Below are 23,159 nucleotides of genomic sequence, written 5' to 3'. Positions count from 1 at the left end.
TTCGGTCCTACGGGGTCGCGTAGGGATCGTCCAACGGGGTGATCGGGTCGGCAGGGGGCGGGACGGCCGGCTCGGCGGCGACGACGGTCCCCTGCGTCGCAGGCTCGGCGGCGGGCGTCGGGGGAGGAGGAGGCTCGGTGGGCTCTTCTTCCCTCGTCTCCTCCTCGAGCGTCGACGCCGGGTTCGCGTACTCGGGCTTGACGACCGGCCGCTCGCGCCACATCGGGGTGAACGAGAAGTTGAGCATCACGCCGACGTTGTCGACGTCCGGGTTGGAGGTCGCCCAGACCGGCATCCACGCCCGCAGCCCCACGGCGAAGAAGCGCTTGGCGACGAACACGTCGAAGCCCGGCTCGAGCGCGACGGTGAAGTGGCGGTAGATCTTCACGTCGTAGTCGCTCATGCTGTCGAGCTCCGCCTCGTCCTGCTCGTCGATGTTCGACCACGGCTCCTGGCCGTCGTAGATCCACCAGCGCTCCCGCGCGTAGGTGTAGCCGCCCGAGATCTGCAGGTACGGCACGAACCTCTCGAACGGCCACTGGAAGCGGACGTACCCGCCGACGTGGCCGAACCCCTTCACGGCGTCGTACTTGTAGGGGTCGTCGAAAATGTGATCGCCGTCGTCCCAGTCCTGGCGGTTCGTGCCGTACGTCCCGCCGGCGATCAGGTTGAGGCCCACGCCGAAGAACTTGACCGGGAGCACGCCTATCGACAGGTCCACGAGCCCGCCGTAGTCCGGGTGGAACGGCACGTCGCCGTAGATGTCGCTGTGCCCCTTGGTCTGGTTGCCGCGGAAGTTGGGCACCGCGAGCCCGCCGCCGAAGGAGACGAGCAGGCCCGGCGCCTTGTCGGGATCGACCGGTACGTAGTAGATCTCGCGCTTGCACCGCCTGTGGGACTGGCACAGCTTCTCGTAGCAATCGACGAGCCCGTCGCGATCGTTGTCGATGCCGTCGCTGCACATCCAGCCGCGCTCCTCTTCCGGGACGGGCGGCGGCGGTATGACGAACCGGGGCTCCGGCGGCATCGGCGGCGGCGGCGGCTCGATCACGGCCGGCCGAACGCAGATCGCGAACACCTCGCAGTCCTGGTCCACGCAGTCGACGTGCCCGTCGCCGTCGTTGTCGAACTGGTCCTGGCACGCCTCGAACGTGTTCTCGGGCTCCGCCTCCGGGAGCGCCGGTCCCTCCGCCGGGGGGGCGACCTCGGCCGCCGCGGCCTTGGGCGCCTTCTTCTTGGCCTTCTTCTCCTGGGATTGGGCGGGGAGCGCCGCGAGCAGCGCGATCGCGCACAATATCGAAGCCGTCCTGAAATGCCTGATCATCGCGTCCTCCATAGGGGGAGCGGCCCCTTGCGCCGTGCGCGACCGCTCCTCGTTCTCAAACATTGGACCCGCGAGCCCCCGCAAGGGAACCAGAAAAAGATCACGCCGTCGTCCCCCCGGCCCCGGCGCCGCGCGCGAGCCTCGCCTCGAGCGCCCGGGCGCGCCTTCGGACGGACGCGGAGCGCGCGAGGAGCGTGGCGGCGTACAGCACCAGGATACCGCAGATCACCGCGTACGCCGCGATCATGAGCGCGGCGCCGCTCACCGCGTCCTGGGCCGCCGGGTCGAACGGGACGAAACCGTTCATCTCGCCTCCTCGTCCGGCAAGGATCGCTCGGCCGCGTCGAGGCTCGCCCCGCAGCGGCCGAGCGCCCCGTGCGCCGCCGCGAGCAGGGCGACGAACGCGAGGAGCGCCGCGCACGCGCCGGCGAACAGGATCCACGCGGCGGACCCGAGCGCCTCTCCCGGCGGAGCAGCGTCCGCAGCGAACGCGATTCCCGCGGCGCCGTCCGCGAGCGCGGGCGAGCCCGAGAGGAGCGCCCCGGCGAGGGCCGCTGCCCAGGCCCCCCGCCTCACGGCTCCTCCGCGGCCGCGATCCCGGCGACCACCGCCCGCTCCTCGAGATCGGCGAGCCTGCGCCGCGCGCGCTCGAGCCGGTAGCGCGCAGCGACGAGCGCGGCGGACAAGATCGTGAACGAGGCCAGCCCGAGCGCGAACGCGGGGACCATCTCGGGCGCCAGGCCGCCGCCCGCGTCGCCCAACACCGTCGGGTGCTGCCCGCGCCACATCGACACCGAGACGTGGATGATGGGCGCGACGCACGCGCCGAGGATCGCGAGGGCGGCCGCGAACCTCCTCTCGGCCTCGCCGCGGCCGAGGGTCCGCACGAGCGCGTACCCGGCCATGATCGCCGTGAGCAGCAGCGTCGACGTCAGCCGGGGGTCCCAGGTCCAGAACGCGCCCCAGGACTTCCGCCCCCAGAGCGGCCCGCTGATCATGACGACGATCGCGAACACGAGCGCCACCTCGGCGGCGCTCCGCGCCAGCGCGTCGGCCCGCTCGCCGCGGCGCGCGAGGTAGACCACGGACGCCACGGCGCAGGTCGCCCAGGCGAGGTACATCGCGTACGCAGCCGGCACGTGGAAGTAGAAGATCTTCTGCACGATCCCGAGGGACGCCTCCGCGGGCGTGACGAAGAGCACGACGAAGAGGGTGGTCACGAGCAGCACCCCTGCGGCGGCGGCGAAAGCGGTGTGCGCGAACCGGCTCATCGACTAGCGGTTACCACACCTCGCCCGCCTAGGCCAGGAGACGGCCTGGGGGCGTGCGGAGTTCGGGGAGCGCGCGCCCGGATCGGCGCTATACTGACCTCCTGGAATCGGCGGAAAGGGCACTGTGTCATGGGTGAAAGGCTCGGCGAGTCCGCCCTGCGGATCGTCCTGATCGCGGCCGACGGGAGCGTCGGCCTGCGCTGCCAGCGGACGTTCAGGGAGTGCGGCTACCCGTGCGCGATCTCGACCGTCCCGCTCGCCGAGGCGCTCGGGGAGGGGGGGCCGAGGCTCCCCGTGGCGGCCTCGCCGCGTTGCGACGCGGCGCTGATCGATTTCGACGGGGTCCCGATCCGGGAGGTTCCGAGGCTCGTCGAAGGGGCCGCCCGCCTCGGCGCGCCGGTCCTCGGCCTCCTGCCTCCGGAGAGCTGCGACCTCATCTACGCGAGCCTCGAGGCCGGGCTCGACGGCTACGTCGTCAAGGGCGCGGATCGCGACTGCCTGCGGCTCGTGCCGGCCGTGCTGATGTGGGCCATCGATCGCCACAGGGACGCCCAGGCGCGCAGCCGGGTGGTCGACGCGCTGCGCCACAAGGAGCGCCAGTGGTCGGCGATGCTGAACGCGTGCCTGTCGTTGATCACCTACCACGACGCGGAGGGGCGCATCCTCTGGTCGAACGCCGGCGAGACCGACGCCGACAACCGCCGCATCGACCCGCTCTTCGGGACGCTCGACGAGGAGATCTGGCGTCCGGGCGATTCGGGCGCGGAGTGTCCGGTGCCGCGCGCGCTCCGCAAAGGCGAGCCGCACGAGGCCGTCGTCGTCAGCCCGGACGGTGGGAGGATGCTGCAGCGCGCGTTCCCGGTCGTGGGCGACGACGGCCGGACGATCGGCGCGATCGCGAGCACGCTCGACGCGTCGGCGCTGGCCCCGGCCGAGGAGGCGATCAAGGTCGCCGTGCGGGCGCAGGCGTCCGCCACGGTCGCCGGGGGAATCGCGCACGAGCTCAACGACCTGATGGCGGGCGTCGCGGCGAACGTGAACCTCGTCCTGCGGGAGATAGGCGACAGGCCCTCCGCCGCGCCGCTCCTCGGCGAGATCGAGGCGGCGGCCCTGTCCGCCGGCCGGCTGTCGGATCACCTGCTGGCGTTCGCCCGCGGCGGCAGGCTCGCGCCCGAGATCATCGACCTGAACGGCGTGATCGAGGAGGCCGTGGCGATCCAGGCGCGCAGCTGCCCCGGCGGGATCCGGATCGAGACGCGGCTCGACGGCGCGGCCTGGCGGATCGAGGCCGACAGGTCGCAGATGAGCCTCCTCGCGGCGCAGCTCGTGGCGAACGCGATCGAGGCGATCCGCGGCGACGGGCGCGTGCTCGTCACGACCGCCCCCGAGATCGTCTCCGGAGACGATCCCGAGCGGCCGTGGCTCGAGGCCGGGCGCTACGCGGTGCTCGAGGTCTCCGACGGAGGGTGCGGGATGGCGCCGGAGATCCGCGCGAGGATGTTCGAGCCCTTCTTCAGCACCAAGGGCAAGGGGCGCGGGCTCGGCCTCGCCGGCGTGTTCGGGGTCGTGCACGGCCACGGCGGCCACATCGCCGTCGACAGCGCGCCGGGCGTCGGGACCCGGGTGACGGTCTACCTTCCCGCGGCCGACGCCGAGGGGGCGACGCGGGCGGGCATCGGCTCCGCGACCCCGAGGCCCGCGGTCGAGGAGCAGACCGGGCGCGGCGAGGTCGTGCTCGTCATCGACGACGAGGACATCGTGCGGCACGCGGTGTCGCGCTGCCTCTCCTGGTGCGGCTACGCCGTGCTCAAGGCCTCGGACGGCGACGAGGCGCTCGAGATCTGCGCCCGGCGCGAGGGTGCGATCGACCTCGCGCTGCTCGACATGATCATGCCCGGCATGGACGGCATGGATCTCTTCCACGCGCTCAGGGAGGCGCGCCCGGGGATGGCGATCGTCGTCATGAGCGGGTACGATCGCGGGGCGTACCAGCGGGCACTGGCGGAGGCCGGCGCCGCGGCGTTCCTCCAGAAGCCCGGGCCCATGGACGTGCTCGGCGCCGCGGTCCGCGCCGCGTTGGACGGGCGGAGCGCCGAGGAGACGGCGGGGGCGGCCGGCGCAGCCGGCGGGAAGGCGGCGGAATGATCCCGGAGCAGGCCTACGCCTGGTTGAAGGCGCACTCCATAGAGACGAGCTACATCGTGTCCGCGGCCGAGGTGCTCGCGTGGGATCAGCGGACCATGATTCCTCCGAAGGGGGGCCCGCACCGCGCCGAGCAGATCGCCGTGCTCGCGAAGCTCCTGCACGAGCGCGCCACGGACAAGCGGATCGGCGATCGCCTCGCGGCCGTCGAGGGGAGCGCCGTGGTCGCGGACGCCGGGTCGCCCGAGGCCGTGAACGTCCGCGAGTGGCGGCGCGGCTACGACAAGTCGACGCGCGTCCCCGAGCGGCTCGCGGTGGAGCTCGCGCGCGCCACCGCCGAGGGCGAGACCGCGTGGGAGGGGGCGAAGCGGGACGACGACTGGGCGCGGTTCGCGCCGCTGCTCGAGCGGATCGTCGCGCTGCTCGTCGAGAAGGCCGACGCGCTCGGCCACGAGGGCGAGCGCTACGACGCCCTGCTCGACGAGTACGAGCCGGACACGACGACCGCGGAGATCGCGGAGCTGTTCGGCCGGCTCCGGCCGGCGCTCGTGGGCCTCGTCGAGAGGATCCGGGGCGCGGGCGGATCCCCGGATCGCTCGCCCCTCGTCGGGAGCTTCCCGTTGGGCGAGCAGGCGTCGTTCTCGCGCGAGATCGTCGCCGCGATCGGCTACGATCTCGAGGCGGGCCGCGTCGACCTGTCCGCGCACCCGTTCACGATCGGGATCGGGCCGGGCGACGTCCGCATCACGACCCGCTACCAGGAGAAGTTCCTCGGCGGCGGGCTGTTCGGTTGCCTGCACGAGGCGGGGCACGCCATCTACGAGCAGCGGCTCCCGCAGGCGCACTGGGGGACCCCCCGCGGGCAGGTGCCCTCGCTCGGCGTGCACGAGTCGCAGTCGCGGCTCTGGGAGAACCTCGTCGGGCGCTCCGCGGGCTTCTGGCGCTTCGCGTACCCCAAGGCGCAGGCGGCCTTTCCGAGCCTCGCGGGGATCCCGCTCGACGCGTTCCTGCGGGCGATCAACGCCGTGGAGCCGAGCCTCGTCCGCGTCGAGGCGGACGAGGTGACGTACAACCTGCACATCCTCCTCAGGTTCGAGCTCGAGGTGGAGCTGCTGCGCGGCGCGCTCGAGGTCGCGGAGCTCCCGGACGCGTGGAACGAGAAGACGCGCGAGCACCTCGGGCTCACCCCGCCAGATCGGCGGAGCGGCGTCCTGCAGGACGTGCACTGGTCCGCCGGGCTCGTCGGCTACTTCCCGACCTACACGCTCGGCAACCTCTACGCGGCGCAGCTCTACGCCGCCGCCGAGGCGGCGCTCGGCCCGCTCGGCGACGGGTTCGCGCGCGGGGAGTTCGCGCCGCTGCTCGAGTGGCTCGCGGCGAACGTCCACGAGCGGGGAGGGACGTTCCGCCCGCGCGACCTCATCGAGACCGCGTGCGGCGCGCCGCCCGACGCCCGCCACTTCGTCGACTACCTCACCGCCAAGCACGGCGCGTTGCACGGGTTCTGATTCGTCGGGGGCGAGGAGAGCGCGCCCCGCCGCCGCCGCTCAGCCGATCTTCAGGCGCCCGAGGATGAAGCCGAGCGCTATGGAGACCGCGAGGGAGGCGCCGGCGACGATCGAGAACGCCCAGCGGCTGTGCTGACCCGGAAGCTCGAGGTTCATGCCGAAGTAGCCCGCCACCATGGTCGGGATCGCGATCATGATCGTGACGACGGTGAGGAACTTGACGACGCGGGCCATGTTGTTGGAGATGATCGACGCGAAGGCGCTCGTCATCCCGCCCAGGATGCCTGTGTAGATGGCGCTCATCTCGATCGCCTGCTTGTTCTCGATGATGACGTCCTGGAGCAGCTCCTCGTCCTCCTCCTGGATCGCGAGCGACTTCAGGCGCGCGAGCTTCTCGAGCACGAGCTCGTTGCCGCGCAGCGAGGTGCCGAAGTACACGAGGCTCTTCTCGAGCGCCATCAGCACGACGAGCCCGGTGTTCTTCATCGCGCGCTGCAGATCGTCCTCGATCTCCTCCGACACCTTGTGGATGGTCTTGAGGTAGCGGAGGTAGTAGGTCGCCGTCTTCATCAGGATCTGGAACACGAAGCGGTTGCGCCGCCGCGGCGAGCACGCCTTGACCCGGCTGTCGGTGAACTCGTCCAGGATCGGGTTCGGCTTCAGGCAGACCGTGACGATGGTGTCGCCCTTGAGGACGATGCCGAGCGGTATGGTGGCGTACTCCTGCGTCCCCTTGATGATCGGGATGTCGACCGTCACCAGGATCTGGTCCTCCTCGATCTCCACGCGGGAGCGCTCCTCGGAGTCGAGCGGGTAGCGGAGCAGGTCCGGCTCGATGCCGAGGCGCTCCTGCACCGCGCGGATCTCGTCCTCGGTGGGGGCGACGAGGTTGATCCAGCAGCCCTCCGCGATCTCGTCGCCGCGCACGAGCCCGTTGCCGGCCGACGGAACTAGCACGTCGAGCATCGGTCCGCCTCCTGGCCGCCACCGCCGGAGGTGGTCGTCGAACCGCAAGGAACGTGTGCCATCGGGCACCTCCTCTTTCCCTTCCGGGAGAGGAGCGCGCCCGCGGGTGGGTGATCGCGCGGGGTCGGGTTCCTCTACCGGGGTGTCATCTCGGTGCGTCTCGCGACGCTACTAGGGCCACCTGATTCGCCTGAGCTGTCCATCTTCGCCTTTCCCGTTGGCTGACCGAGATCCGGGCGGCGCTTCACCGCCGACCGGAGCCTGTTCTTCTGTTTAGCAACCCGAAGCGGACAGTTCAACTCGAAGTTTGCACGGAGGGCAGAATATTCTTGGGGGCAGGGGATCGCGCCGGGGATCCGCTGGCGCTCACCCGCCCGCGGGCAGGGCGCTGAGCTCCCGGAGGATCTCCTTCGGGACATCGATCCGGGCGGCGCGGACCGCGGCCGCGTCCGTGCCGGAGACGTTGAACGCGAAGAAGAAGACGTTGCCGCCCGCCTCGACCCAGCCGACGAGCCAGCCGATCGTCGGCGCGCCCTCCACGGCGCCGGACCCCGTCTTGGCGCTCAGCGTGTAGCCGTCCCCGCGCTCGAGGACGAGGATCTGCTTGACGACCTCCGTGGCGTCGCGCGAGACGCCGAGGCGCTCGTCGTACAGCCGGCGCAGGAACCCGACCTGCTCGTCGGCCGAGATCGCGAGGCTGCCCGTGAGCCAGAACCGGTCGACGCCGTCCGAGATGTCGCGGTTGCCGTAGTCGAACCGCTCGAGGTACGCGGCCATGCGCTCGGCGCCGATCCGCCGCGCGAGCTCCTGGTAGAACCACACCACCGAGTTGCGCAGCGCCGAGGCGAGCGTGTGGTCGCGCTCCCAGTCGAGGCCGAGCTCGGCCCACCACGGCTGCGGCGGGTCCTTCTCGCGATCCCACGGGATCGCGAACTCGGCGCCGCTCGCCACCCCCGTGTCCAGGGCGATGAGGGAGTTCGCGATCTTGAACGTCGAGCACGGCGAGAACCGCTTGGCGGCGCGCGTCGGGTTGTGCCGGACGTAGCGATCCGCGTTCCGGTCGTACAGGACGAAAGCGCCGTCCATGCCGCGGAGGTGTGTGGAGAGATCGACGACCCCGGCGGTCGGGCCGGGCGGCGGCGCGGGCGCCGTGGCGGGCTCTTTCGGTTTCGCGCCGGAACACGCCGTGAGAGCGAGGAGCGCGATGGCGATGATCGAGAGTCGCGGCATGTGATGTCCTCTACTTGTGGATGACGACGCGCGTGCCGGGGTTGGCCTTGGTCGCGACCGTGCCGTGGAGGCTCGCCCCGACCCGCGGGCCGGTCCAGAAGAACAGGCGGCGCGCGTCGGACGGGGAGAGGTTGACGCAGCCGTGCGATCGCACGCGGCCGAACCTGTCGTGCCAGAACGCCGCGTGCAGCGCGTACCCCTCGCGGAAGTACTGGGTCCAGGGGACGTCCTCGATCGAGTAGGCCTCGTCGCCGGCGGCCGTGTCGTCCATCGTGATGGCGACGTGCTTGCCGTAGATGCGGAACGAGCCGATCGGGGTCTCGTGCCCCGGCCTGCCGGAGGAGATCAGCGTCGCGAAGACCGGCGTCGCGCCCTCGTAGGCGACGAGCGTCTGCTCGGCGAGGTTCACGTCGATCCAGCGCTCGTCGGGGAGGAGATCCGCCGGCGGCTCGGCGGCGCGCGCGATCGCGACCGAGCGGGCAGGGAGGAACGCCTCGTCGCCGATCCGCACGTACCGCTGCCCCTTGTACGTGAGCTCCTCGAGCACGGGGAAGTGGTCGTACCGCGAGACCGCGCCGGCCTCCTTGAGCGCGCCCGAGACCTTTCTCGTGAGCGTCTTCGAGCCGCCGGCGACCACGAACGCGAATGGAAGCGTCCGGCGCTCGCTCAGGAGCACGCCCTCGAACGTCGACGCCTTGGCCTTCGCGAGGTTCTTGTCGGGGACGAAGCGCCCGCGCACCGTCCGCGCGTAGGTCACGCCGTTCTCGGTGACCGTGTCGTCGGTGCTCACGTAGAAGCCCTTGATCATCCGCTGGTAGACGTACGCGGGCAGCCCGTCGTCGTCTTCGCCGGCGTCGGCCTCGGCGCTCGGCGCCGCCGCCGGCGCGCGGGACGGCGCCTCCATAGGACCGGCGTCGGCCGCCTCGGACAGCGCCGCCGCGCGCGCGAGCACCTCGCGGAGCGCCTCGGCGTCGTGGCGCTCGCCGTTCGGGCCGGGTTTCGGCGCCTCGGCGAGCCGTGCGAACGCCTTCTCCGCTAGGGCCACCTCCTCGGGGGTCGGGATGCGCCAGTACTCGGGCGTCTCGTCGCCCACGGCGTACTTGTAGCTGTACGGGAGCGGCGACGTAAGGTCCGGCTCCGGCGGGGACGGCGAGAACGTCACCTTCTGCTTCGCGACGTTGATCCCCTGGCCGTCGCACACGAAGCCGCCGCCCGCGATCTCGTGCCAGCCCCTCTTGCAGCCGTCCGTCGAGACCCGCTCGCCGACGCGGAACTGGGCCCCGCGCCGCGCGTAGGCGATCACGCGCGCGCCGTCCTTCGGCTCGGCGAAGATCTGCGTGTGGAAGTGGAACGCGACCGCGTGCAGCGGGAACTCGGCCTCCGAGACCGCGGGCGCCGCGATCGTCTCGGCCGCGGCCGACGTGCCCGCGGCGTCGATCCCAGCGGACGGCTGCGCGGCCTTCGGATCGACGGCCGCCGCGGCGTCCTCGGCCGCGGGCGGCGCCTTCTCCTGCTCGAGCAGGTTCGCCTCGCCGAGGATCGTCGGATCGACCTCCGCGCCCGGTCCGACGTCCACGGCGCTCACCGCGGCGGCGCGGAGCCGCGGCGTCTCGGGCCCGGCCTCGTCGCCTCCGTCCATGCAACGCCACAGACCGAACGCGCACAGCGCCAGCGCGCCTATGGCGGCGAGCGCCGCGGCCGGGGCGCGCGAATCGCCCTTCGGCTTCCTCTTCCGGTTTCCCTTGCGGACCATCGACCCTCCTCCTGCGGCGAGGATGTTTCTTCGAACGCGCGGATGTCCAGAAATCTGCCCGCCGCGACCGGGAAAGAAGTTTGCGATTCGCCGGGAATCATCGTACGGGATGAACGAACGAAGGCGCGCGACGGCGCTTCAGGAAGGACGGAGACGATGACACATCTCGTACCATGGCACGGCGGGCTCGACGCGCCCGTGAACCGAATCGTCCAGGGCAAGGCCGGCGAGGAGCTCGCCGCGCGCGCCGCGAAGCTGCCGCGGATCGCGGTCAAGGACTCGGATCGTTCGACGGTCGGCCGGATCGCGGACGGCACGCTGACCCCTCTCGAGGGATTCATGGACGAGGCGGAGTTCTACCGCGTGCTCGACACGACGACGATCGTGCGCGGGGGCAAGCCGTACGTGTGGGGCATCCCGCTGTCGCTTCCCGTCACCGACGACGAGCGGAAGGCCCTGAAGGTCGGCGGCGAGGCCGCGCTCGCGGACGAGAAGGGCGAGCTGCTCGGGACGATCCGGCTCTCGTCGATCTTCGCCTGGGACAAGGCGCGGTACAACGCCGCGGTGTACGGAACGCCGCGGGCCGATCACCCCGGCGCGCGCATCGCGAACGACGATCCGCGGGGCTGGCTCGTGGGCGGCGAGATCTCCGTCCTCGATCGCCCGAAGAACCCGCACTTCGGCAAGTACGTCCTCTCGCCGGTCGAGACGCGGGCGCGGATCGCGGCGCGCAAGTGGGAGGCGGTCGTCGCGTTCCAGACGCGCAACCCTTTGCACAGGGCCCACGAGTACGCGCTCGTGCACGGCGTCGAGGAGCTGACGCGCAAGGGACTCTTCGCGGGCGTCGTGCTCAACCCGCTCGTCGGCGAGACCAAGGGCGACGACGTCGACGCCGTGACCCGCATGCGGACCTACGAGGCGCTGCGCGACGAGAAGCTGCTCGGCCAGGGCGACAAGGACGAGGCGCTGTGGAAGTCGAAGGGCTACGATCTGAACGACCAGTTCGAGCTCTGGGCGCTCGACATCAAGATGTTCTACGGCGGCCCGCGCGAGGCGCTCATGCACGCGATCTACCGACAGAACTTCGGCTTCTCCCACATCGTGATCGGCCGCAAGCACGCGGACGCGCCGTTCGACGACGGCAGCGCGATCTGGGGCGACTTCGACGCGCAGGCGATCTTCGACAGGCTCCCCGGCGAGCTCCACATCAAGCCCGTCAAGGTCGGGTTCGCCGCGTACTACGAGTCGATGGGCCGCGTCGACCTCATGGACAACCACCCGGACGAGAAGCCGGTGTTCATCTCCGGCAAGCAGGTGCGCGCCGAGCTCCTCGCCGGCACCAAGCCGGACGCCCGCATCATCCGCCCCGAGATCTCCGAGATCCTGATCCGGAAGATGGCGCGCTAGCCGGCGTCGGTGCCGGCGTCGACCCCGCCGTCGGGCATCAGGTGCAGCAAGCCGTCGTTGGCGGCCTCCAGCCCGGCGTTGTCATCGTCCGAATCCATGTCGGTGTCCGAGTCGCCGTCCGGGCCCGTGTCGGTGTCGGTGTCGGTGTCCGTGTCCGTGTCGGAATCGACGTCCGTGTCCCCGTCGCTGTCGGTGCCGCCGGCGTTGTCGTCCCAGGGCTCGTCCCCGCCGATGATGCAGCTCGAGGCGGTCGTCGCAACGAAAGCAATCCCGAGCATCGCGCGCAAGATCCTCATGTCACACTCCCCGCGTCGCGCTCAGCCGGCGTCGTTGCCGGCGTCGACGCCGCCGTCGCCGTAGGTCGGGCCGCCGTCGTCGGCGTCGCTGTCCGCGTCGCCGTCCGCGTCGCCGCCGGAGTCGGTGTCCGCGTCCGAGTCCGTGTCGGCGTCGGAGGCGATGCCGGTGTCCGTGTCGTCCGGGTTGTCGTCCCAGGGCTCGTCGCCGCCGATGATGCAGCCCGAGAAGAGCGTCGCGACGAGGGCGAATACGAACAGCGCGCGCGCCTTGCTCATGTCACGTTCCCCGCGATCAGCCCGCGTCGACGCTGCCGTCGATCCCGCCGTCCCCGTCGTACAGCGCCGTGTTCGTGTCCGTGTCGCCGTCGCCGTCGCCGTCGCCGTCGATGTCCGTGTCCGTGTCGCCGGGGTTGTCGTCCCAGGGCTCGTCCCCGCCGATGACACAGGACGGTCCTGCGACGACGACGGCCGCTGCGACAACCAGCGCGGTGATGAATATCCTCATGTCGAGATAATAGCACACCCCGGGCCGCGTGACAGGTTTCGCGAAAGGGTCACGGGCCGGCGCAGACGTGCTTGCCCGGCGGAGGCTGGGCGATGGCGTGGCCATCGGACCAGGCGACCGGAACCGCCGACCACACCTCGCGCATCAGATCGCAGTAGGGGCGCCCGAGCACGCCCAGATCGAGGGTGACGTGGTCGCCCAGGCCCGACGCGGCGTAGAGGGTCTCGTCGTCGACCACCAGGTGATCGATCGAGCCGTGGAGCCGAAGCTGGTAGAGCAGCGTGCCGCTGCGCAGGCTCCAGATCCCGAGGAAGCCGTTGGCGTAGCCCGCCACCAGCGTGTCGAGCGGGCCGGGCAGGAAGCTGCGCACCTCGCTCGCGGGCACCCCCTCGAAGCCGAACTCCGTGCCGCGGGGGCCGCCCGTCGGCTCGCCGCCGCCGAGATCGACGAGCTGGATGTCGCCCTCGCGGAAGCCGAGCACGAGGACCTCGCCGATGCGGGTGAGCGCGGTGACGCCCGGGTCGACCTTGCGCGTCTGCCGCACGCCGCCGGCGGCGTCGAAGATCTTCACCTCGCGGTCCGCGGCGACGAGGATCTCGCCGGTCGTGTCGTCGCGTGCGACGGCGCGCGCCTGCTCGTGCAGCAGCTGGTGCGATCCGCTCTCGCCGTACAGGCGGAGCTCACCGGAGCCGGTGCGCGCGAGGCAACCCTTCGGCAGCGCCAGGGCCTGCGCCAGATCCTCGATCCGATCGGCGAAGAGCCGCTCGTCCCGGGGCGGACTCCACAACTCGAGCTCGTCGTCGAACGTGCGCATGCACAGGAGCGCTCCGTCCGCGCTCTGCGAGGCCTGATCGGCCCGCCGCACGACCGCGTCGCGCCAGCGCGCCTCGGGCGCCGGTCCGGGGGTCGGCGCGGCGCGCAGATCGACCCAGCCCTGGTGGGTCAGCACCGCGGGCGGATCGTGCATGAGAAGCGGAGCGCGCCAGATCTGCCGCCCCGTCGACGCGTCCCACAGCACGACGTTGCCCTCCTCCGTGGACGTGGCGACCCGGGAGCCGTCCGGGCTGAACGAGACCCGCGACGCCGGCGGGATGGTCAACCCCAGCCTCGTGGGGGTCGCCCCGGCGGCGCTCCAGAGGAAGAGGGAGTGCTCCTGGCCGCGGCCCTCGGCCTCGCGCTCGACGCAGACGCGCACGTCGTCGCCCATGGCGTGCAGGGCGTGCGGGTTCCCGCCGTGTCGGCCGCCGAGCTCGCCCTTCCAAGTGTCGGTGTTCCAGATCCGGATCGTCCCGTCGCTGCTCGCGGAGACCAGGCCCCTCCCGTTCGGATCGAACCGAAGCGGGCAGGCCTCGGCCTCGTGGCCGGTGAGCTCCGCTATCGGCTCGCCGCCGGAGCTCTCCCAGACGCGGATCGTCTTGTCGCGGCTGCCGGTGGCCAGGTACCGGCCGTCGGGGCTGAAGTCGATCGCGCAGACCTGTAGGGCGTGGCCGGACAGCCTGCCGCGCCGCGTGCCGGTCTTCACGTCCCACAGATCCACGCTCGCGTCGTTGCAACCCGAGGCGAGGGTGGCGCCGTCTGGGCTGAACGCGACCTCGCGCACCCCGCTCTCGTGCTTGCCGAGCACGGCGAGCTCGTTCCCGGTGGCCGTGTCCCAGAGCCGCGCGCTGCCGTCGATCGACCCCGTGGCGAGGGTCTCGGCGCCGGGGCTGAAGGCGGCGCAGGTGACGATCGCCTCGTGTCCGAGCATCACGCGCAGGAGCTCGCCGCTGGACGCGTCCCAGAGTCGCACGGTCTTGTCGGTCCCGACCGAGGCGAGGAGCTTGCCGTCCGGGCTGAACGCCACCGCCAGCGCCCGCGATTGGTGCCCGCCGCGCGCGCCCCGCGACTCGCCCGCCTCGACGTTCCAGATGCGGATGGTCTTGTCGGCGCCGGCCGAGAAGAGCACCCGGCCCCGGGGACCGAAGGCCACCGCGGTCACGATGTCGTCGTGCCCCTGGATCGATCTGACCACCGCGCCCGTGGCCGCGTCCCACACGTGCACGGTCTTGTCCCAGCTGCCGGCGGCGACGAGCTCGCCGTCCGGGCTGAACGCCACGCCGGTGGCGATGTCGCCGAGGCCCCCCAGCTCGCGGAGCTCGCTCCCGCTCCGCGCGTCCCACAGCACTACCCGGCGGTCGCAGCCCGACGACGCGATCAGCCGGCCGTCGGGGCTGAACACCGCGGCGTTGGTGCAGTCGCGGTGCCCGGCGAGCTCGCGCGCCTGCGCCGCGGAGGCGACGTCCCACAGGCGGACCAGCGCGTCGCGACCGGTCGACGCCAGCGTCCGGCCGTCCGGGCTGAACGCCAGGCTGCCGCCCCGGTTGCCGCTGTCGATGGCGCTCCGCTGCGCGCCGGTGGCCACGTCCCACAGCCGGATCGTCTGATCGTAGCTGTTGCTGGCGAGCAGCTTGCCGTCGGGGCTGAAGCACACGTCGGTGACCTTGCCCGCCTCGCCGCGCTCGTGCCCGCGCAGGATCGTCAGGGTGTCGCGCTCGAGGTTCCACAGCCACACGTCGCCGTCGATCGTGCCGGTCGCCAGGAGCTTCCCGTCCGGCGAGAAAGACGCGGTCACCACGGTCTCGGAGTGTCCGCGCAGCACGCGGATCGCGTGGGTCTGGACGTCCATCAGGTAGACCGCGCGGTTCGATCCGACCGCGGCCAAGGTGCGCCCGTCAGGGGAGACCGAGATGCGCTTGACGAAGATGCCGAGCTCCTTGGAGCCGATCAGCGAGTTCTCCTGCAGCTGCAGCCACAGGACGCGCGCCAGCGTGGAGTCCTGGGACTCGAGCGAGCCGCGCAGCTTGGCACGGGTCTCGAGCAGATCGCCGCGCATCATCGCGGCGCGGGCGCTCTCCCGCAGCGCCTCGGCCCCCTTCTCCTCTGCCCGGTCGTGCTGCAGGCGCACCTCGCGGGCCTGGCTGATCACGACCAGCGTGACGATGACGGACACCACGGCGATCAGCATGAGCAGGCCGACGCCCGAGAGGGTCAGGAACCGCCGACGGCGGAGCCGGGCCTCCTCCTTGCGCTTGCCCGCGTCGAGGAAGCGGCGTGCGGTCTCCGGCATGCCGGCGAGGCGATCCGCCTTCCGCAGGGCGTCGCGCAGGGCGTCCCCCTGCCAGACCTCCTCGCGCCGGCAGCCGCGCTTCTCCCAGAGCTGGGTCGCCTGGCTGACCTCGGCCAGGAACGCGACCTCCTCGCGGCTCTCGTCGATCCATCGCCGCAGCTGCTCCCAGTTGCGGATCAGCGACTCGTGGACCAGCTCCACCTCGGCGCCGCCGCTGCGCTCCCGGCCCTTGCGCACGAGCACCGCGCGTTCGTTGATCAGCCGGTCGAGCACCTCCTCCCCGGCCGCGCCGAGCCCCTCGACGAGCTGCGAGCGCGACGCGACCTGGCGCGTGCCCTCGGGCGTGATCAGCCGCAGGAAGATCTGGCGCGCGACGTCGGTCTGCTCCGGCGTGAAGCCCGCCAGGATCGAGTCGGCGTGCCTCGCGAGCGCGCCCTCGATGCCGCCCATCGCCTCGTACGACGCGCGGGTGAGCACGCGCCGCTCGCGATCGCGCCGCTCCCAGAGCTGGCTGCACGCGAACTGCAGGAGCGGCAGGCACGAGGGCTCGCCGCTCACGGCCAGCACCATGTCCGAGGTCAGCTGCGGGTCCTCGAACCTGTAGCCGCTGGCCTCCAGCGATCGGGTCAGGATCTCCTTGAGCGCCTCGGGGCCCGGGCTGCGCAGCACCGCGATGTGCGCCATGACGTCGCGGGCCACGGCGGTCTCGGCCAGCCGCACCATGAAGTCGTCGCGCAGGCTGAACACCACGCGCACGGGCCCGTTCGGATCGTCCGCCGCGCGGCAGATCGCCTCCATGAAGGCGCACCGCTCGCGGTCGTCGTCGACGTTCGTGTAGAGCTCTTCGAGCTGATCGACGAACAGGAGCACCCGCACGCCGTCACGCTCCGCGAGCTGGTGCAGGATCAGCGACAGCCGCCCGGGCGACTCGCGCAGCTGCTGGCCGAGGCTCTCCTCGTCCGTCGTCGTTTGCGACGGACGGTCGGCCGGCACCGAGTGGCGGGTCTGCCGGATCGACGCGCTCAGGTAGGCGCCGTCGCTCTCGCCGCGGATTACGCGCGAGGCGAGCGTCTCGAACGGCTGCCGGCCGGGCCGCAGGGACAGCACCGACCAGCGCCCCTGCTCGCGCAGTCGCGGGAAGATGCCCGCCTGCACGAAGGAGCTCTTGCCGGCCCCGGAGGGCCCGACGACCGGCAGCACCGGCTCGACGCGGATGCGCTCGAGGAAGGCGGTAATCTCGTCCTCGCGCCCGAAGAACAGATCGGCGTGGCGCTCGGTGAACGGCAGGAGGCCGCGGAAGGGGCTGACCTCGCCCTCGAGGCGCACCTTCCCGCGATAGACCAGGCCGCCCAGCGCCTCGACGACGGCGTCGGCCGCCGGACGCCGCGCGGGATCCTTGTCGAGGCAGGCCCGGATCATCTCCTGGAGCTCGGCGGGCACGTCGTCGACCTGGGTCAGGCCCGGGGACGGGTCCTTGGAGCACACCCGCGCGCACAGGGCGAAGATGGTCTCGTCGTCGAACGGCGGGTGGCCGCAGATCAGCTCGTAGAGGATCGTGCCGAGCGCCCAGACGTCGATCGCCGAGGTGTGCTCCTGGTCCATCCACTGCTCGGGCGCCATGTAGAGCGGGGTGCCGACCACGCCGCCGCTGGTGAGGAAGCGGGCCTGGGTCGAGGACTCCAGCCGGACGGTGGCCGCGTGGCGCGCCGTCTGGGTGAGGAGCCCCTCCTGGCCCGCCACCGCCTTGGCGAGCCCGAAGTCGACGACCCGCAGCCGGCCGTCACGGGGCAGGAGCACGTTCTCGGGCTTGAGATCCCGGTGCAGCACGCCGTGCCGGTGCGCCTCTGCGAGCGCCTCGGCGATCGCGAGGCCGATGCGCATCGTCTCGCGCACCGAGAGGCGCATTTCCTCCATGCGCTCGCGCAGGGTCTGGCCCTCGAGGTACTCGAGCGCCACGTACGGGCTCCCGTTGTGCTCGCCGACCGCGAAGATCGTCACGATGTGCGGGTGGCTGAAGCGCGCGGTGACCCGCGCCTCGAACTGGAACCGCTCCACGGCGGTGGCGTCGCCGAGCGCCTCCGGGTGGACCACCTTGAGCGCGACCTTGCGGCCGAGCTTCATGTCGCGCGCCAGGTAGACCTCGCCCATGCCGCCGCGGCCTATCAGACGGGCGACCTTGAAGTTGTCGACCAGCGTCCCGGGGGCGATGGCCGACTCGGCGTGCTCCTGGAGATCCAAGCTCTACCCTCGCGGCTTTCCGCGCGGACATTACCACACGCCCGGCGCGGATCGTCAATCGCAGGCGAGCATCCAGGCGGTGAGATCCCAGGTCTTCACGAGCGTGGAGAACCCTTCGATCGCAGGATCGCCGCACACCTCGGCGATCTTCGCCGCGCCCTCGGGCTCGTCGTCGACGTACTCCACGTGGAACACCGCCTTGTCTGCGGCGAGGAACGGCGCGAGCATCCCGCACTCGTCCCAGGAGAGGCACTCCTCGTTCAGCGCCCAGTCGAACAGGGGCGCGAGCGCCGCGACCTGCTCGAGATCGTTCTTGAGCCCGACCGACAGGCCCCGCGCGTGCGCCGCGTCCGCGAGGAACGCGTTGTAGTCGAGCTGCGCCTCGGCCGTCAGCCCGAGCCCGTTGTCGTTCGCGTAGCCGTCCACGTTGTCCGGCTCCACGCCGTCGCAGCCCTTGTCCACCGCGAGGTCGAGCCGGGCCGTCATGATCTCCCGGATCGCCTCGGAGGTGACGTCGATCCAGCTCTCGCCCGGCCACCCGTCGAGCGCCGAACCGATCGCCTCCTCCGGGAAGTCCGCCGCGTCCGGCCGCCAGTCCTCGCGGCTGCCGGCCGAGAAGTAGCAGACGACCGCGCGGCCCGCGCCCTGCAGCGCCGCGATCGTCTCCGCCGGCGCGTCGAAGAGGTCGATGTCGTACATCGCCACATCGAAGCTCGTATCGATCTCCTCGGTGAGCTGCCACTGCCACGTCGTGCCCGGCGCCGGGTGCCACAGGTCGGAATCGGAATCGGTGTCGGAATCGGTGTCGGCGTCGGTGTCGGTGTCGGTGTCGGCGTCGGTGTCGGTGTCCGTGTCCGAATCCCCATCGGTGTCGGAGTCCGCGTCCGAATCCGCGTCGCCATCCCCGGGCGATCCGGATTCGCCGCAGCCGATCGCGAGCGCCGCGGCCGAAAGCACCGTTGCGATGGTTCCCAGCGTCTTCATGTTCGCCTCCCTCGTCCGGGAGGATACCACGGCCGCCGGATCGTCAGGTGCGTCTCGTGCGAATCCGCACGCTCAATCGGCGTCGTCGATCTCCTGCACGACGCCGAGGATGTCCACGTTGATGGGCGTGACCGCGTCGCCGCTGTCGGTAGCGACGATCTGCATCGTGGACGTCTCGATGATGAACACGAACGGCAGGTATTCGAAGAAGTAGGGAATGTCGTAAAGGGTAGACGAAATCGTCTGGGCGGCGTCCTCCTGGACGCGCCAGCCGCCTTCCCAGCCGTCGGAGTCGAGGATTTCGTCGATGTCTTCCAGCGGTTGATTTGAATAGGTGACCATGTCCGCCCAGTAGAGGCCGACGAGCTCGCCGTGGGCGGCGTGGATTTCGTCCTCGATCTCGCCGATCTGCCCGAACCGGGCAGGGCAGCTGCTTCACGTGTTGGCGCCGAGGGCGAACACCAGCGACTTCACCTCCGAACAGTGGGCCTCGCTCAGCACGAGCTCCGTCACGGCGTCGTCGAAGATCGCCGGGAACGTCACGTCGTCCACCACCCCGTCGAGGAACCAGGCGTAAGGACCGGGCGGGTAGTCGGCCTCGGTGCAGTCCCCGTCGGTGTCGGTGTCCGAATCCGAATCGGTATCGGTGTCCGTGCCGGCGTCGGCGTCCGAGTCGGTGTCAGAGTCGGTATCCGAGTCCGCTCCCCCGCCGCCGCTCCCGCGGGTGTCCTCGCCGCACCCCGAGCCGAGTATCGTCGTGAGCGACGCGGCCGAGAGCACCGTCGCGATGAATCCGCGCCTCCGCATTTTCGCCTCCATGGCGCTAGTCTATGTAGCACTCGGTCGTGCCGTACAGCGCGTTCTCGTCCATCAAGAACACGTTTATGGCGATACCGCACCAGAAGGAGAGGGCTTTAGAATTCGCGCCGAGGGTCTGCTCTGCATAGCACGCGCCCTCCATCGCGGTGACCGGACCGTGGGCAGCGAACACGCGGCCCGACGCCGTGACGCCGAAGCTCTTGTTCTCCGACCAGAACCACGAGTTCAACACGTGCAGCTCGACGATGTCCTCGCCCGAGAAGTCGCAGCTGTAGAGCACCTCGTCGCCGACCTCGATCTGCAGGTCGCCTCCCTCGATGGCGATCGTCCAGCCGTCGGGGTAGTAGGCGGCCACGGCGGTCCTGTCGGGGTACGCGGTCCCCCAGGAGCTCTCCCAATCCGGGAAGCCGGACATGGCGTAGCGGCCGAGATCTCCCACGGCGAACGCTCCCGCGGTATCGTCGAAAAACGCGGTGCACATGTCGTTGAACAGCGGATTCTCGGCGTCGGCCGGGATGGGCGACGTCCATGTAGTCCCGTCGAAGCAGTGGATCCCGTCGCCGTACGCGCAAACCAAGTCGCCTTCGAAACCTCGCCAGAGGCCGTGAACCGCCGTGTTCGGCGGGAGGTCGCCGCCCGGGATCGGTGCGAGCTCCGCGTCGGGCGAATAGGCGTCGAGATCGGCGCCATACAGCGCGCAGGCGACGTCGTTGCACAGTATGGCCACATACGACGGCAGATCGGGCCCGCCACCGTACTCCGTTGTTGAGAGGGCGAGCGCGCGCACGCCGGAGTCGGTCGATACATCGAGCGCGGCCACCAGGGAGTTAGCGGCCGTCCACGTCCCGTCGCCCTCCTGGTCGTACGCGATGATCGAGATGGTGCGCGTGCCGACACCCTCGCGCTCGGCGAGGACCGACCACGGCGCCGCGTCGATGAAACGCGTCCCTTCCCCGAACTCGGATGCCTCGAACACGAGCGGCGGGATCACAGCCTCCAGATCGCTCGGGCACGTCTCCCCGATCGGTTCCGGGCATTCGACGGCGTCCGAATCGGTGTCGCTGTCGGTGTCGGTATCGCCGTCTGTGTCCGAACCGGTATCAGTATCCGAGTCGGTGTCAGTATCCGAATCCGTATCCGTGTCCCCGCAGTCGCCGTCGTCGCACTCGTCGCATGTGTTCTCTGACGTCGAGTTGCAGCCGAGCGCGAGCAACGCCGCTAAGTAGATCGCCGCCGTGAATTCTAGTTTCCGCATTTTTCACCTCCCTGGATCGAGTGCGAGAGTGCGGCCGTTTACGCTAGTAAAATAATCGGGTACCGGGGCGTCAGGGGCGATCTCCGTCGGGCGGCGGCGGCAGCGACGTGCGGTGCACGACCGGGCGGCGCAGCATCGGGATCGCCGCGACGGCGGCGAAGATCAGCGTGAGCCCGGTCTGGAAGACGTACAGGAGGAAGATGAACACGGCCGCGTTCTCGGTGCGCGCCGCGGCGCCGAGGTACATCTCGAGCGCGACGAGGACCGAGATCTGGAAGTTGCCGAAGTAGCCCGGGCCGCTCGGCAGGAGGATCCCGACGGCGAGCACGCCCATTCCCGCCACCGCGCCCGAGAACGACAGCTCGAGACCGCAGCCGCGCGCGAGGATCCAGAACGCGAGCGCGTTGACGCCCCAGTAGAGCGCCGACTGCACCGTGAACGTCCAGAACGCGCGCTTGTCCGGCAGCGCGGCGAGGCCGGCGTGGAAGCGCGAAACGACGCCGACCGTGAACTCCGCGAGCCGCTTCGAGAAGGCGCCGATGAGCCTGCCGAGGACCGCGCCCACGCGATCCGGCGATCTGTGGAACGCCACCAGTATGGCGAGCGCGGCGACGAACACGGCGAGCGGCACGACGCGCAGGGCGAGCACGTACGGCCCGCTCCCGAGCGGCACGGTGAGCAGCGCCACGGTGAGGAGGAGCGAGACGAGCAGCCCGTCGATGACGCGCTCGATCGCGATGGTGCCGAACAGCGCGCTCTTCGAGATGCCGGCATAGCGGTCGAGCAGGTAGGGGCGGGCGACCTCACCCGTGCGCAGCGGCATCATCTGGATCGCCGCGAAGCCGACGAACGCGGTCTCCATCATCGGGCCGCGCCGCACCGCGGTGAACGGCCTGAGCAGGTACTCCCAGCGGAAGGCGCGCAGCACGTTGAACACCGCGAACAGCGCGACGTACGCGAGCGCCGAGAGCGGATCGGCGACTTCGACGATCGAGCCCCAGGACGGGACGACGTCGAAGCCCTGGGAGAGGAGCCAGTACGCGAGCCCCGCGGCGATCGCGATCGAGACGGCGAGCCGCACGAGGATCTTAGTCATGTCGCTCGACCTCGCCGTGCGCGCCGGACAGGATCAGGCCCGGGTTGGCGGCCGCCAGGCGGGCGGCCTCGGCGGCGTCGAGCAGCGCGAGATCCTCGAGCGCGCGCTCGACGAGCGGGAAGTCGCGGGGCCCGTGGGCGTCCGTCGCGACGACGTCCGCGGTCCCGCCCTCCACGAGCGCCCACCCGTGCCGCCGGGCGGTCCGCCCGTGCTTCCCCGCGAGCGACACGAGATCGACCTGCACGAGCGCGCCGGCGCGCCGGAGATCGGCGAGCGGGCCGCGATCGCGCCGCAGATCGGGGACGCGTTCGACGTGGGCGAGCACGATCGCCGCGCCCCGGGCCGTTGCCCGGAAGACGAGCTCGTCGAAGCCGCGGGGGAGGGCGCCCGGCAGCGCCGAGAGCTCGACGAGGAGCGCGCGCCCGGCGCCGAGGCGCGGCAGCTCGTCCGCGGCGAACGCGGGCAGGAAGCGCTCGTCGAACGCGATCTCCGCGCCGGGCACGACCTCGGGCGGCGCGCCGCCCCTTTCGGCGTTCGCCTCGGCGACGAGCCGCTCGACCTCGGCCCGCGCCGGCGTCTCGAACCCCGAGTGGTTCCAGTGCGGCGTGGCCGCGACGCGGGCGTAGCCGATCGAGGCGTAGAGATCCAGCATGGCGCGGCGCTCGGCGGCGTCGGCCGGGCCGTCGTCGAGCCCGGGCAGGAGGTGGCCGTGCAGATCGACGAGCCCGCCGGGCGCGAGCTCGCGGATCCTCGACGGCGCGGGACGACGTTCGCCGAAGGGCCAGATCATGACCTCGGGGATTATCCCGCCGCTCGCGGCGCGTCAAATCCGGCCGCGCGCCCTCGCGATCTCGACGAGCGCGTCGCGGCGGTTGTCCTCGGGGTGATCTATGACGTGATCGAGCAGCGTCTCGAGGAGGCGGCCGACCTGCGGCCCCGGCGCCATCCCGAGCGCGGCGGTGAGATCGCCCCCCTTGATGTCGAGATCGGCGATCGCGAAGGGCGCCCCCGCGGCGACCTGCGCCTCGACCGCGGCGCGCAGCGCGTCGAGGCCGTCGGTCGGGAGCGATCCGGCGGCGAGATCCGCGCGGGCCACGGCGATCCGGTCGGGCGCCGGACGGGACCCGTGCGCTCGCAGCAGCCGGCGGACGTCCGCCTCGGATCCGGGCTCCGCGGGCGAGGGCAGGGTGACGGCCCCGATCGCCACGACCTCGCGCCGCGTGCGCCGATCCGTCTTGAGCGCCTCGCAGCAGGCCTCG

General features: G+C 71.2%; 20 protein-coding genes and 1 pseudogene. 3 read left to right on the top strand and 18 right to left on the bottom strand.

Translation table 11 applies throughout. The annotated features are described in order from the left end of the window. Positions 1-7 precede the first annotated feature (7 nt). From M0R80_14425 to M0R80_14410, 4 genes are all read right to left on the bottom strand, one after another. Positions 8-1,324: a hypothetical protein gene (locus M0R80_14425; GenBank protein ID MCK9460830.1), complete on the bottom strand. Its 1,317-nt coding sequence runs from the start codon at positions 1,322-1,324 to the stop codon at positions 8-10. A 100-nt stretch (positions 1,325-1,424) separates the two neighbouring features. Then, entirely contained in the window at positions 1,425-1,631 is a 207-nt protein-coding gene (locus M0R80_14420; protein MCK9460829.1) for a hypothetical protein, read from the bottom strand. Continuing rightward, a complete protein-coding gene (locus M0R80_14415; protein MCK9460828.1) occupies positions 1,628-1,900 on the bottom strand; it encodes a hypothetical protein in 273 nt (90 codons plus the stop codon). Before M0R80_14415 ends, M0R80_14420 begins: the two co-directional genes overlap by 4 nt. After that, positions 1,897-2,595, bottom strand: coding sequence for a cytochrome c biogenesis protein (locus M0R80_14410; GenBank protein MCK9460827.1), 699 nt, complete (start codon positions 2,593-2,595; stop codon positions 1,897-1,899). The genes M0R80_14415 and M0R80_14410 overlap by 4 nt, the downstream gene beginning before the upstream one ends. Before the next feature lie 129 nt (positions 2,596-2,724). Between M0R80_14410 and M0R80_14405 the strand changes: the two genes are divergently transcribed. Both M0R80_14405 and M0R80_14400 read left to right on the top strand, forming a co-directional pair. Next, positions 2,725-4,740 carry a response regulator gene (locus M0R80_14405; GenBank protein MCK9460826.1) on the top strand — a complete coding sequence of 672 codons (2,016 nt, stop codon included), beginning with the start codon at positions 2,725-2,727 and terminating at the stop codon, positions 4,738-4,740. Continuing rightward, positions 4,737-6,245 carry a carboxypeptidase M32 gene (locus M0R80_14400; GenBank protein ID MCK9460825.1) on the top strand — a complete coding sequence of 503 codons (1,509 nt, stop codon included), beginning with the start codon at positions 4,737-4,739 and terminating at the stop codon, positions 6,243-6,245. The genes M0R80_14405 and M0R80_14400 overlap by 4 nt, the downstream gene beginning before the upstream one ends. A gap of 39 nt (positions 6,246-6,284) precedes the next feature. On the opposite strand, the gene M0R80_14395 is transcribed toward M0R80_14400, so the two are convergent. The 3 genes from M0R80_14395 to M0R80_14385 form a co-directional block, all read right to left on the bottom strand. Then, a complete protein-coding gene (locus M0R80_14395) occupies positions 6,285-7,211 on the bottom strand; it encodes a magnesium transporter CorA family protein (GenBank protein ID MCK9460824.1) in 927 nt (308 codons plus the stop codon). A gap of 366 nt (positions 7,212-7,577) precedes the next feature. Next, the gene (locus M0R80_14390) at positions 7,578-8,441 is read right to left on the bottom strand and encodes a penicillin-binding transpeptidase domain-containing protein (GenBank protein MCK9460823.1); all 864 of its coding nucleotides are present in this window, start codon (positions 8,439-8,441) and stop codon (positions 7,578-7,580) included. Between the two features lie 10 nt (positions 8,442-8,451). After that, positions 8,452-10,194 (bottom strand): L,D-transpeptidase, encoded by a 1,743-nt coding sequence (locus tag M0R80_14385; protein ID MCK9460822.1) that lies wholly within the window; start codon positions 10,192-10,194, stop codon positions 8,452-8,454. 156 nt (positions 10,195-10,350) lie between these two features. Here M0R80_14385 and M0R80_14380 point away from each other — a divergent pair, with 156 nt between their 5' ends. After that, positions 10,351-11,601 (top strand): sulfate adenylyltransferase, encoded by a 1,251-nt coding sequence (locus M0R80_14380; protein ID MCK9460821.1) that lies wholly within the window; start codon positions 10,351-10,353, stop codon positions 11,599-11,601. On the opposite strand, the gene M0R80_14375 is transcribed toward M0R80_14380, so the two are convergent. The 11 genes and pseudogenes from M0R80_14375 to M0R80_14325 all read right to left on the bottom strand — a co-directional run. Further along, positions 11,598-11,897 (bottom strand): hypothetical protein, encoded by a 300-nt coding sequence (locus M0R80_14375; GenBank protein ID MCK9460820.1) that lies wholly within the window; start codon positions 11,895-11,897, stop codon positions 11,598-11,600. The genes M0R80_14380 and M0R80_14375 overlap by 4 nt on opposite strands. Positions 11,898-11,918: 21 nt before the next feature. Continuing rightward, the gene (locus M0R80_14370; GenBank protein MCK9460819.1) at positions 11,919-12,173 is read right to left on the bottom strand and encodes a hypothetical protein; all 255 of its coding nucleotides are present in this window, start codon (positions 12,171-12,173) and stop codon (positions 11,919-11,921) included. A 16-nt stretch (positions 12,174-12,189) separates the two neighbouring features. Then, the gene (locus tag M0R80_14365) at positions 12,190-12,402 is read right to left on the bottom strand and encodes a hypothetical protein (GenBank protein MCK9460818.1); all 213 of its coding nucleotides are present in this window, start codon (positions 12,400-12,402) and stop codon (positions 12,190-12,192) included. 49 nt (positions 12,403-12,451) lie between these two features. Beyond that, the gene (locus M0R80_14360) at positions 12,452-17,746 is read right to left on the bottom strand and encodes a protein kinase (GenBank protein MCK9460817.1); all 5,295 of its coding nucleotides are present in this window, start codon (positions 17,744-17,746) and stop codon (positions 12,452-12,454) included. Between the two features lie 54 nt (positions 17,747-17,800). Continuing rightward, on the bottom strand, positions 17,801-18,730 hold the full coding sequence (locus M0R80_14355; GenBank protein ID MCK9460816.1) for an endo alpha-1,4 polygalactosaminidase: 930 nt from the start codon (positions 18,728-18,730) through the stop codon (positions 17,801-17,803). A 72-nt stretch (positions 18,731-18,802) separates the two neighbouring features. Further along, a complete protein-coding gene (locus M0R80_14350) occupies positions 18,803-19,072 on the bottom strand; it encodes a hypothetical protein (GenBank protein MCK9460815.1) in 270 nt (89 codons plus the stop codon). Positions 19,073-19,320: 248 nt separating this feature from the next. Continuing rightward, positions 19,321-19,510 (bottom strand): annotated as a pseudogene (locus tag M0R80_14345) (hypothetical protein). A 43-nt stretch (positions 19,511-19,553) separates the two neighbouring features. Next, complete coding sequence (locus tag M0R80_14340; protein MCK9460814.1) at positions 19,554-20,804, bottom strand: hypothetical protein; 1,251 nt, start codon at positions 20,802-20,804, stop codon at positions 19,554-19,556. A gap of 70 nt (positions 20,805-20,874) precedes the next feature. Next, positions 20,875-21,900 (bottom strand): flippase-like domain-containing protein, encoded by a 1,026-nt coding sequence (locus tag M0R80_14335; protein ID MCK9460813.1) that lies wholly within the window; start codon positions 21,898-21,900, stop codon positions 20,875-20,877. Next, entirely contained in the window at positions 21,893-22,690 is a 798-nt protein-coding gene (locus tag M0R80_14330; protein ID MCK9460812.1) for a hypothetical protein, read from the bottom strand. The genes M0R80_14335 and M0R80_14330 overlap by 8 nt, the downstream gene beginning before the upstream one ends. Positions 22,691-22,723: 33 nt before the next feature. Beyond that, a partial coding sequence (locus M0R80_14325) for a hypothetical protein (protein ID MCK9460811.1) occupies positions 22,724-23,159 on the bottom strand: 436 nt, incomplete at its 5' end.

Source organism: Pseudomonadota bacterium (assembly GCA_023229365.1).
Taxonomy (GTDB): Bacteria; Myxococcota_A; Polyangia; order JAAYKL01; family JAAYKL01; genus JALNZK01.
The sequence above is the reverse complement of the archived record's forward strand: the minus strand, read 5'-3'. Positions and strand labels throughout refer to the sequence as shown.